The following is a 9,970-nucleotide window of genomic DNA, read 5'->3' as shown; positions in this document are numbered from 1 at the left end:
ATTAGGCCTGATTGCCTTCTTATTAAAACGATATACCCGTCATACTTCAAGTCGCTTGGGCGTTGTCTGCGTCCAGCCCGCCGAATCGCATACTTTATTTATACTCATCGACGGGCTGAACTGGGAGCCTACAAGCCATTCGAATTATTTGGGGTATAAACACAGGTCAATGGCACGGCCGTTTTGTGGAAGTCATATTACAGATCTCAAAAATTGGTGTAATATAAATCAAGGAGTTTATTTCTGATTAAAGGTGCCAAGTGATTGAGTTGAACAGTGAACAGCGTTTGTACCAACAGGTTGCAGCCAGACTTAAAGAACGGCTTGAAGGCGGCGTTTATCCTGTCGGTGACAAAATTCCAGCTGAACGCCTCATCGCTGAAGAGATGAATGTGAGCCGCACTGTGGTGCGCGAGGCCATTATCATGCTCGAAGTTGAAGGTTACGTCGATGTACGCAAAGGATCAGGTATTCACGTTATCTCAAATCGCCAAAATAACGTTATCTTAGCCCCAGGTAATCTTGAGTTTGCCAACTGTGGTCCTTTTGAGTTGCTTCAGGCACGTCAGTTGATTGAAAGCAATGTGGCTGAGTTTGCTGCTACCCAGGCAACTAAAGAAGATATTCTCAAGCTGATGGATATCCAGAAAATGGCCATCAAAGAAGACCGTTTTCGTGATTCAGAATGGGATCTTAAATTTCATACTCAAGTGGCGGCAACCACCCATAATAGTGCGATGGTTATCATTGTTGAACAGATGTGGAGCCAGCGTAAACTTAATCCTTACTGGCGAAAACTGCACGAACATATCGACGCCAGATCCATCGAAAGTTGGTGTGAGGAGCATGAAAAAATTCTTCAAGCTCTTGCTCGTAAAGATGCTAAAGGAGCGAAAGTTGCCATGTGGGAACATCTGGAGAATACTAAAAAAATGCTCTTTAATGCCACCAGCGACGACTTTGAATTTACAATAGATCGCTATATGTTTACCGATAATCCCGTCGTCAGTATCTAAATCAACAGTACAGCTATCAGTTTTTCAGCGATGAAGGTCTGATAGCTGTTACTCGATAACCAGACCTGTTTCGCTTATTCCACCAGATTACGGGCATAATCAAACAGCGCTTTCAGCAGTTTCAGCTTTTCGCCATCTCCTTCATACTGGTTATACAGGGCTTCCAGTTCCAGCACATAGGCTTGCACGACCTCATGGCTGAGTCGTTCCTGGCGATGTTGTAGCCAGCGTTGCTGTTCTGTTTCATCCAGGGTTTCAGGCCAGTTACGTGCCCGGTAATTAAACAGCAGTGGTTCAATTCGCCCGTCGACAAAGGTCAGATCCAGAGTGGCTAACCTGTCAGGTGGGGTCTGCTGCACAATATTCATGGCGCTTCTGTCTGCATCGCTAAAGAAACCGTTATACAGCTGGGCGTCAACATCTTCAGAAGGGGTAAAAGGCTCGGCGTCGGCAAACACAGCGACCACTTTCTCACGGATTTGCGGATGTTCACGCAGAATTTTTAAATTAGTCAGACAATGCTGACGATCAATACCCAGACGTTCGGCATCTTCTGGCCGTAAGGTGTTAGCGACAGCCAGAACCGGGCATTTATTGAGATGTACCAGCTTTATGGGTACCGCTGGGGCATCGCCTAACAGCGCTTTGGGCGTATATAAACGCTCGCGCAACAGATGAGTATCCAGCTCCAGTAAACTGGAAAGATCCCCGGCAAGATCCACCATTATCACCGCGTTACGGTTATCAGGATGCCAGGCCAGAGGTGCTATCCAGCTGGTATTTCCGCGGCTTGCACCAAACATGCCGGAAACATGCACCAACGGTTTCATCTGTGGAATATCAATCAGTGTTTGCAGTTTTTGCTTACTGCGATGGCTGTAGAGATAATCAAACAGCCGCGGCTGATGGCGTTTCACTAATTGCGCCATCGCGATAGTGGCATAGACATCCGCCATCGCATCATGGGCGTTGCTGTGCTCTATACCGTTGGCTTTTGTGAGATGTTCCAGCCGGAAACTCGGAAAACCCTCGTCATTTTCTGGCCAGACAATACCTTCCGGGCGCAAAGCGTAACAGGCGCGCATAACATCCAGTAAATCCCAGCGCGAATTTCTATTCTGCCAGCTCCAGGCGTAGGGATCGTAGAAGTTACGATAGAAAATATTGCGCGTTACCTCATCATCAAAACGGACATTGTTATAGCCGACGATACAAGTATTCGGCGTACTGAACAGTCCATGAATACGTTTGGCAAACGCGGCTTCATTTTCCCCCTGTGCCAGCGCTTGCTGGGGCGTTATTCCGGTTATCATCACCGCTTCGGGCTGAGGCAAATAGTCATCTGCCGGCTGGCAAAAAAATACCTCAGGGGAACCCATAACATTGAACTCACTGTCAGTGCGCAGCGCGGCAAATTGTGCCGGGCGATCCAAAGAGGGGCTCTTGCCGAAAGTCTCGTAATCATGGAAGAGGAAGGTGGGTTGTTGCTGTTCGTTTTTCACTGTCACCTGATGTACACGCCTGATTGTTTATGTATATGATAATTAATCATTTAACTTGGTTTTCTGTTGTCGTTTGTTGTGGTTTGTACAAATGTGAATATTGTTGTTTATGTTCGTACATGCGATATTGAGTACACAATGAGTACATAATCTGAAGTTAAGTGAGTACAAAAAACTAATATGGCTATCAGTGATACAAAACTTCGCGCTCTCTATGGTAAACCATATTCAGGCCCGACTGAAATAACTGATTCTGACGGGCTAGGGGTACGGATAACCCCGAAGGGCGTCGTTAGCTTCCAGTTCCGATTCCGCTGGGATGGGAAACAGCATCGTCTTGGCATTGGCCGCTATCCAGCTTTAACCCTTCGTGAAGCGAGAAACATAGTAGCTGACCTCAGAGAGTCCGTTGATAGAGGTCTGGATCCTCGCTTGTTGGCGGAGCGGAAAAGCGCAGAGAAGAAACCCACAGTAAAAGATTGCTTAGAATATTGGCAGGAAAACTATGTTGATACGGCACTGAGAACAAAAACACAGGCTCTTTATAAATCGACAGTCATAAAACATATGACGAACGTCTTTCCAGGGATGCCAATAGAAGAGATTCCTGTCAGGCTGTGGGTTGAGTTGTTCAGCGAAGAAGAGAAGATAAACCCACGAAGAGCCCGACAGCTTCTCATTCAACTACGTTCAGCAATAGGCTGGTGCAACCGTAGGCAATATATTGGCGCAACGGAATTTATGCTTTTACAGCCAAAAGATATTGGCCAGAAGCCTGCTGTGGGTGAAACCACCCTTAGCTATAATCAGTTGGCTAAAATTTGGTTGGCTATAGATCGTAGCAGGGGTTCTACATCCAACCGACTTCTCCATCAACTATTGATGCTGTATGCCGCCAGAAATAGTGAAATGAGGCTGGCTGTTAGATCTGAGTTTGACCGTGAAGAGGGGGTTTGGATGGTCCCTGCGGAAAAAAGCAAAACGAATAAAATTATTAGACGTCCGATATTCGGCCATGCTGATGAATTATTGAAAAAGGCTGAAATGACATACGGGAATGTATTGTTTCCTGGCCCACAGTTAAATAAGCCCCTTGGGATAGCAGGGGCCAACCGTTTCCTTGGGCGCATACAAGAATCGCTTGGTATCGGCGAGTTCACAGCTCACGATTTTAGACGAACTCTCGCTACCAGATTGTCAGAGGAAGGTGTTGCCCCACATGTCATAGAGAAAATGCTGGGGCATGAACTTGGCGGCGTACTGTCGGTTTACAATAAGCATGACTGGCTTTCAGAGCAGAAAGCCGCATATGAGTTATATGCTGAAAAAATATTCTGGCACATCAGGAAGATTTCTGGTTGATGCCGCCGTTTAAAATCCATGCAACCACCTCAGGCTTAAGGTACTGTTTGGGGTGGGTTCTTACTGGCATTGGGAAAGCGTGCTTTTTAGTGTACTTCCAGATTGTCATTCTAGAGGCAACCTTAATCATCCCCATCACTTCTTTTTCATCAATCATTTCAATGTCATTCATAATCTACCTCGCACAAAATCTGTAGTGGCACACTGAATTTGGCCATCTGCATGAGTGTTATCGCCCACCTCTGGCTTTGGTGCTGTGGCTAACATTGCGGAGCGGCAAGCGTTCCATCCGTCGATGTATTGATCCTTATATCCGCACCCATCTTCCAGTTCATCAGGCACAGCAGGCAGCGGCGGGGCGGGTGCTCGTCCAAGCAACTTGTTAACTTCTTTAGCCATTGCGGTGTATTTATCTAAGTGTCGAGTAGCCTCTATGCAAACCCGCTGCATTTGTTCTGAGTTGACACGTTCAACCGGCTTCCCCTGCGCCTCCCGGCATGCCAGTAGCTCAACCTCTGATGCTTTCAAATCATCAATTAACTCCCCCCACGCATCAGACATGGGAACTTCATCGGCTCGCATTAGTACTTTTAAGCGATTACTCAGGTTACTCATAAAGCCTCCTCAATCCCAGCAAAGTGTTGAAGCAAAGTAAGCGCCACGGCATGGAGTATCGCGAGGGTGATTCCAGCTCGAATACCCATCCTGACCACCAACAGGGCTTGTCTTGTACCATGACTGGTAATATCGAGAAGCTCTTGCCCATGTTTCGGCATAGTCACTATCAATAATGTTTTGGTTTACTGCTGCCTGAATGATTTCAGTTTCAGTGTAATCACCGCGCATAACCAGGAACCGGCAATCATCTGATGTTAGATAATCGACAGCACCGTCATTCCTGCTCTTAGTTGTGGGTTTCATTAGCTCTGTCATCTACTCATCCCCCAAGGTATCAACGCAAAACTGAGTTAATGAATCAGCTTCGGTGCGACTAACGCGGTAGCGATAGGGCTTACCGTCACTATTAGCGGCATCCCCCAAAGCAAACCAATCATCGCTAAATAAATCCGATTCAAATTTCCTGCCATTGCCACCAGTAACGTACCGATTCCTTCTTGTTACTCCTTTTCGTGTGGAATGACCCCCTTGCCAGCATGTGGCACCTTCTCGGATGAATTTATGCTTTGCCATGCTACTCATCCCCCTGAACGGTGCCGCCGGCACGGATTGCCTCAAGAACGTCTCGCACATTTTCTTGAGTGGTACGATGTTTTGCTTGGGCTGATAAATGCCACGTCACTGTTGCTAAACGTGGCAGCTTCACGGCTAATTGGCTGGCCTCAAGCCTGTCACATTTTTCGCCAAGTTCAGTAGCCCACTTAACCCACTTGTCTTTTTCTTGCTGCGACTGCTCCAGCGCCGCTATCAGTGCCTGGACGTTTTTGGGATTATCCGAGTAATCAAGATAATCCTTCATCTCTATCGCACACTCTGAGAGTGTTATTTTCTTTTCAAGGTAAAGCTCATTTGCCTGCTTTGCTTTCTCCGCCGCTGCTTTCATTTCGGCAATCAGCGCTTCGGGTTGGTTAGTCATTGGAGCGCTCCAATTCAATAATGCCGCCACGCACCGCGTCAACGATGCGATCTAAGTATCGATACTCAGGATTAGGCACCGATGGCCAATTTGCATAAAAAGGTTCATCGCCTAATAAATTAAGCAACGCGTTACCTATGCGGCAGTCACAGCAATCCGCCTTAACATCATCGGAGTTTTCAGCCTCATCCCACATTTCACGGGCTTCAATTGCTGAAATCTCTTTCTGGTGACGCAATTTAACTATTTCACTTTTGACGAAAAGAGTGTTTGCATCGTTATCATCATCAACCGTGGGGCGAAGGTTTGGAGAGAAATAACCAATCAGATACTCATTGCTGACACGTTTGATAAACTCCTGAACCGTATCGCCACCCATTGCGAACCAAGCACCTGTCCAGGCCTTGCCGTAACAAGTTATGGTGATTCGACCCTTGCCTGGCTCATAGTTTTCAATCATCACGCGCACAGGGTCTAAGCGCTCAACCTCGGTTATGTTGAAGGCCAAAACATCCATTTTTTCTATTTTCATAACCCAGCTTCCTTGCGCAGTTGACTGGCGAATACTTCACGCATGGCGGAGCGGTATTCTTCTGGTGAATCCCCGCGATTTGATGCTCGGATAAGCTCAGTCAGAAATTCGTCAGATGGCACAAAGTTAATCACACCCTGAGCCCGAGCCTCTGCCAGTGCGGCGTCGGTGGCAGGAGTTTCGCTGTGATTGATTTCAGGAAGAGCTTCATCCCATGAGGCTATAGCACCGTTCAGATGCCACCCAGCAACGCCACTGCTTTCGCCAATAAGCTCCTTGACTGCTGATATGATATAATCCTGAATGCAATTTTCCGCAGTCAGCGCCTCAACCTTGCGCTGTAGCTCCTGATTCTCCGTTACCAGTTCTGCATTGCGCTCGGCTAACTGGTTCATGGTTAGGCCATCAAATTTAACTGTCATAGCTTCTCCTTAAGCACTCCCGTATGAATGCCTATGTAGTAGTTGAGATAGGGAAGGGTGAAGCGAGGGGTGATCCGTTTTTCGTACCTGAGTAATATCTCCCGGCTTATCAAATCCTTTTGTTTCTGCGTCCTTGCGCCAGCCTCACTCCACGCCTGTTTGATTTCTGCTACGCATTTGCGAGCCAGTGACTTAAGCGCGTTAACGTCCTCTGGCTTCATGCTGGAGTCGCGCTGTATTAATCATGTCCGTTATGAGCTTGCTTGAATTAAGCCCCTCCTTTCTGCCAAAGCTGTCGCGCTCTAGCGCTTCCTCTCTGCTAATTTCAAACTTGATGTATTTCGGACGCGCTAATGCGTCTCCGGGGAAGTCGGATAGTAGTTGTGCGTTCATTGGCGCTCCGTTATTCAGCGACTGATTTATGAATAGACTTGGCAAGGGTGTCGATATGCAGAACCAGCCCCTGCAATGTCTGAGCCTCAGAGATAAGAATTTCCCGGTGGCAAAGTTCTTTCACCAGGTGCTCAAACTTGGAGTAGTAACCGAGCCTGGCCAGGGTTTCTTTTCCAGCGTTCGGGCCGTCTTTTACTATTCGCTTTTCACTCAAAACGAGGTCGTAAGAAGTCCCGGTAACGATGTAGTTACCGATTGGTATGTTTAATTTCATAGATAATCCTTAGTCGTTAATTCGTGCGCCAAATCGACCAAAGCGAACTTTCATACGGTCGTCGGTGTAATCGGCTGGTAGATGTGGCCCGGTGATTTCGTACTGCGGGAAGAATGCTGTCCGTGCGGCTATTTCTCTGAGTTCCTTCTCGACTAACTGATCAATGCGATAATCCATTCGCTGAGTTTTGCTCTGAGGCTGAATCTCTCCAGCCTGCGATACTTCGAAATACCGGGCAAAATTAGCCATCACCGACTCCTTGGTTCTGGAAGAGCACATGCGAGGGTTATCCGCCCCTGATTGAGGTGATGGCATAGGTGAGTCCTTAAGGAGTTAAATCAGAATGGAATTGAGTCGTCGAACTGGTGGTTCTGCTGGGGTGCTTGGTTGTTGCTTGTCGCGCCGGATGTAGCAAATCCGATTCTTGCGTTTAACAACTCAAGAGTTATGGATTGCCCGTTGTTCCCGTCATAGATATCCAGTTTGATGTTATCGCCAGTAACTTCAACAATCGCACCTTCAACTAAAACATTTCGGTAGTAGTCGGCTTGCGGACCCGGCTTTGCGAATACCGCTGCGCTATAGTTCGTCCACTCTTTTTGCTTCTTCTGGCGATCGTAATATTGAACACCCATGCGGATATTGAACCCTACGCTGTCGCCAGCCTGAAATTCTCTTGCCGGCTTGTTTAGCCTGGCGGTAATTGTGTGTGCCATTAAGCTGTAACTCCTTCAAGTTCTGATTTGCGAATATCGTAAACGTCTTTTGCCAGTGCTTGCTGCGGCGTTCCGTCTAGCATCGACCAGACCTTAGCAAAAGCCTGTTTTAGCTGTTCTGGTGTTGAGGCGTTCCCTGCTGCCGCAGTGAATGCTGCCAATGACTGGTCAGGTGTTGGCTTTGTTTGATTGGCTTGTTTTTGTTGATTCTGTGCTGCTGAGTTCTGCTGGTTCTTATGCTCGTCAGTATCAGCATCTTTTGAGTCATCAATACCAAACAGGCCATTGAGGCAATACTTTCTGGCGTAAGAGCTTGTTGCTCCTGTTACTTGGGCTGAGTCCATTCCTTTTTTCGACTCTTCTTCCCGGGCTAACGCCGTTGCTTCATGGGTACTCTCTCCATCCGTGATTCGTGCTGTAGCTTTCACGTAATGGCGGTTTCCAATCAGCACCACTTCATCACTAATCGAAAGGAAAAGACCTCCGAGAAGTGGCTTAACGCCTTCGAGAATATCCTCACAGCTACGGTATTTATACTTTCCGAAGGAGTTAAACTGATTCTTCGGCGCATTCAGCGTTCGCTGTATCTCTGCCAGTTTTGCGTAAAATTCTTTACTCATAGTCACCTCAGAATGGCGCAGGGCCGAGTAATTCGCGGGAGTTCATCTTCTCAGCGAAAGAATTGTGCAGTGCCAGGCGCTTACCTTTTCTGTTGCCTGCTTTACGGTACTCAAGCGCAGTTAGGACATAAGCCTTTCGCCATATAAAACTGATGGCCAGCGTGGTTGCTAGCGGCTGTGGATTTAATGTCATGAGGCCTCCTTGACCGGGTTTCTCTCCCGGTCGATAATCAGTTCTACTGTCAATACTTTGATTTGCTCTCGCTCCATCGCACGACTAATGCAGAGCTTGCCGTTTGCATTCACTGCTGCTCGCCACGGCTTCCCTTTGTGCATAATCAGCATTCCAGGCTCTACGCACTGGCGTATTACTGTTTGAGTTGCGTACATATAACCTCCGACATATAGCGAAGAATATTGCGGAAACTATCGCGTAATTGGCGAGTTACTCGGTCTAATTGGGATTCGTTTAGTTGAGCGCTACCCATGACGGTTGCGCCCGAGATGGCAAAAGTCATCATGGGGTTTCTCCTGGTGTTCCGGTTCAATTAGTAATTAATGGCGGTATGCGGGATGTTCCCGTCTTTTAATGCGGTCAGAACCTGAATGGCCTGAACTCTATCGATGTTTGCGTTAGCGAGAAGGGCGTTAACAATTTCAGTGCCGATAGCCTTACGGTGATTCTGGTCAGCTTCGCGCTTCGCCTTTTCATCAGCAATGCGCTTCTCTTCTGCCAGCCTAGCCTGTTCTGCGGCTGCTGCCTTGCGGCGCTCGTCCTCGATAGCTTGTTGTTTTTCGCGCTCTGCTTTTTCCTGCGCAGCCTTTTTGTCAGACTCGGCTTTAGCTATTGCATCCTTTCTTGCTTGCTCAGCGCGTTCAACTCTAAGCTGAGACTCACGCTCACGGGCTGCTGAGGCTTCGCGTTCACGCTGCTGTTTCTCTTCAAGTTCGCGCTTAACCTTTTCCTCTGCCTGGCGCTTTAACTCTTCTTCGTGAGCGATGCGCTGGCGCTCTGCTTCGGCCTTGGCTTCCTCTAGAGCGCGGTCGAATTCGTAGTTGTCAATTAGCGCTTCCCGGTGGGCCATCTCGATTTCTTTCGCCAGCTCCTCGGCTGCTTTTTTGGCCTCTTCCTCTGCCTTGAGTCGGTTCTGCTCGGCTTCCCATTCAGTTACTGGCTTTCTAATCTCTACGGCAATCTTATCCATTTCATCGCGAAACTTTTTGCGACTGGCATCAATCAGTGCAGGGCGAGCTTTTAACTCTGCGACCAACTCCTTGGCGCGAACCTCGAAAGCGGCTTTGGACTTTCTGACCTTATCAGCCATCGTGATATAAACGCCGCGACCCTTTGCTGTTTTCAGGTCACCAACTACTGAGCTGGCAGTCTTTCTAACGTTCTCCAGCAACTCATCAATAAACTGGTCATTAAGTAGCGCGACTTCTAAATCTTGTTTTTCAACTGGCAGAGTGACAAGAGCCAGCTCTTTCTTTTCTTCGGTTACTTCGCTCATATCCTGCTCCTGTTTGTTAGGTGTGTGT

At 47.8% G+C, this 9,970-nt stretch carries 16 protein-coding genes; 2 read left to right on the top strand and 14 right to left on the bottom strand.

Annotated elements, in window-relative coordinates; all coding sequences use genetic code 11:
* Nucleotides 1-263: 263 nt before the first annotated feature.
* Nucleotides 264-1,016 carry a transcriptional regulator ExuR gene (exuR, locus tag Q1A40_RS01720; protein ID WP_299997854.1) on the top strand — a complete coding sequence of 251 codons (753 nt, stop codon included), beginning with the start codon at nucleotides 264-266 and terminating at the stop codon, nucleotides 1,014-1,016.
* Between the two features lie 74 nt (nucleotides 1,017-1,090).
* On the opposite strand, the gene sbcB is transcribed toward exuR, so the two are convergent.
* Nucleotides 1,091-2,518: an exodeoxyribonuclease I gene (sbcB, locus tag Q1A40_RS01715; RefSeq protein WP_299997851.1), complete on the bottom strand. Its 1,428-nt coding sequence runs from the start codon at nucleotides 2,516-2,518 to the stop codon at nucleotides 1,091-1,093.
* A 180-nt stretch (nucleotides 2,519-2,698) separates the two neighbouring features.
* Between sbcB and Q1A40_RS01710 the strand changes: the two genes are divergently transcribed.
* Nucleotides 2,699-3,880, top strand: a complete 1,182-nt coding sequence (locus tag Q1A40_RS01710) for a site-specific integrase (protein ID WP_299996966.1) — start codon at nucleotides 2,699-2,701, stop codon at nucleotides 3,878-3,880.
* Here Q1A40_RS01710 and Q1A40_RS01705 read toward each other — a convergent pair.
* From Q1A40_RS01705 to Q1A40_RS01645, 13 genes are all read right to left on the bottom strand, one after another.
* Complete coding sequence (locus Q1A40_RS01705; RefSeq protein ID WP_299996963.1) at nucleotides 3,861-4,052, bottom strand: AlpA family transcriptional regulator; 192 nt, start codon at nucleotides 4,050-4,052, stop codon at nucleotides 3,861-3,863. The genes Q1A40_RS01710 and Q1A40_RS01705 overlap by 20 nt on opposite strands.
* Entirely contained in the window at nucleotides 4,049-4,495 is a 447-nt protein-coding gene (locus tag Q1A40_RS01700; RefSeq protein WP_299996961.1) for a hypothetical protein, read from the bottom strand. Before Q1A40_RS01700 ends, Q1A40_RS01705 begins: the two co-directional genes overlap by 4 nt.
* A 9-nt stretch (nucleotides 4,496-4,504) precedes the next feature.
* Nucleotides 4,505-4,801, bottom strand: a complete 297-nt coding sequence (locus tag Q1A40_RS01695) for a hypothetical protein (RefSeq protein ID WP_299996958.1) — start codon at nucleotides 4,799-4,801, stop codon at nucleotides 4,505-4,507.
* A gap of 271 nt (nucleotides 4,802-5,072) precedes the next feature.
* Nucleotides 5,073-5,474, bottom strand: coding sequence for a hypothetical protein (locus Q1A40_RS01690; protein ID WP_299996956.1), 402 nt, complete (start codon nucleotides 5,472-5,474; stop codon nucleotides 5,073-5,075).
* Nucleotides 5,467-6,006: a hypothetical protein gene (locus tag Q1A40_RS01685; protein WP_299996954.1), complete on the bottom strand. Its 540-nt coding sequence runs from the start codon at nucleotides 6,004-6,006 to the stop codon at nucleotides 5,467-5,469. Before Q1A40_RS01685 ends, Q1A40_RS01690 begins: the two co-directional genes overlap by 8 nt.
* The gene (locus tag Q1A40_RS01680; RefSeq protein ID WP_299996952.1) at nucleotides 6,003-6,428 is read right to left on the bottom strand and encodes a hypothetical protein; all 426 of its coding nucleotides are present in this window, start codon (nucleotides 6,426-6,428) and stop codon (nucleotides 6,003-6,005) included. Before Q1A40_RS01680 ends, Q1A40_RS01685 begins: the two co-directional genes overlap by 4 nt.
* Nucleotides 6,429-6,831: 403 nt before the next feature.
* Nucleotides 6,832-7,095, bottom strand: a complete 264-nt coding sequence (locus Q1A40_RS01675) for a DUF5405 family protein (RefSeq protein ID WP_299996948.1) — start codon at nucleotides 7,093-7,095, stop codon at nucleotides 6,832-6,834.
* 9 nt (nucleotides 7,096-7,104) lie between these two features.
* Nucleotides 7,105-7,410, bottom strand: a complete 306-nt coding sequence (locus tag Q1A40_RS01670) for a phage anti-RecBCD protein (protein WP_299996946.1) — start codon at nucleotides 7,408-7,410, stop codon at nucleotides 7,105-7,107.
* Nucleotides 7,411-7,433: 23 nt separating this feature from the next.
* A complete protein-coding gene (locus Q1A40_RS01665; protein WP_299996943.1) occupies nucleotides 7,434-7,811 on the bottom strand; it encodes a hypothetical protein in 378 nt (125 codons plus the stop codon).
* Nucleotides 7,811-8,431 (bottom strand): ERF family protein, encoded by a 621-nt coding sequence (locus Q1A40_RS01660; protein ID WP_299996940.1) that lies wholly within the window; start codon nucleotides 8,429-8,431, stop codon nucleotides 7,811-7,813. Before Q1A40_RS01660 ends, Q1A40_RS01665 begins: the two co-directional genes overlap by 1 nt.
* 7 nt (nucleotides 8,432-8,438) lie before the next feature.
* A complete protein-coding gene (locus tag Q1A40_RS01655; RefSeq protein WP_299996936.1) occupies nucleotides 8,439-8,624 on the bottom strand; it encodes a hypothetical protein in 186 nt (61 codons plus the stop codon).
* Nucleotides 8,625-8,799: 175 nt separating this feature from the next.
* Nucleotides 8,800-8,949 (bottom strand): protease FtsH-inhibitory lysogeny factor CIII, encoded by a 150-nt coding sequence (locus Q1A40_RS01650; RefSeq protein WP_299997848.1) that lies wholly within the window; start codon nucleotides 8,947-8,949, stop codon nucleotides 8,800-8,802.
* Nucleotides 8,950-8,979: 30 nt separating this feature from the next.
* Nucleotides 8,980-9,942: a hypothetical protein gene (locus Q1A40_RS01645; protein ID WP_299996933.1), complete on the bottom strand. Its 963-nt coding sequence runs from the start codon at nucleotides 9,940-9,942 to the stop codon at nucleotides 8,980-8,982.
* Nucleotides 9,943-9,970: the final 28 nt, after the last annotated feature.

It is taken from the genome of uncultured Cedecea sp. (assembly GCF_947498825.1).
Taxonomy (GTDB): domain Bacteria; phylum Pseudomonadota; class Gammaproteobacteria; order Enterobacterales; family Enterobacteriaceae; genus JGM124.
The sequence above is the reverse complement of the archived record's forward strand: the minus strand, read 5'-3'. Positions and strand labels throughout refer to the sequence as shown.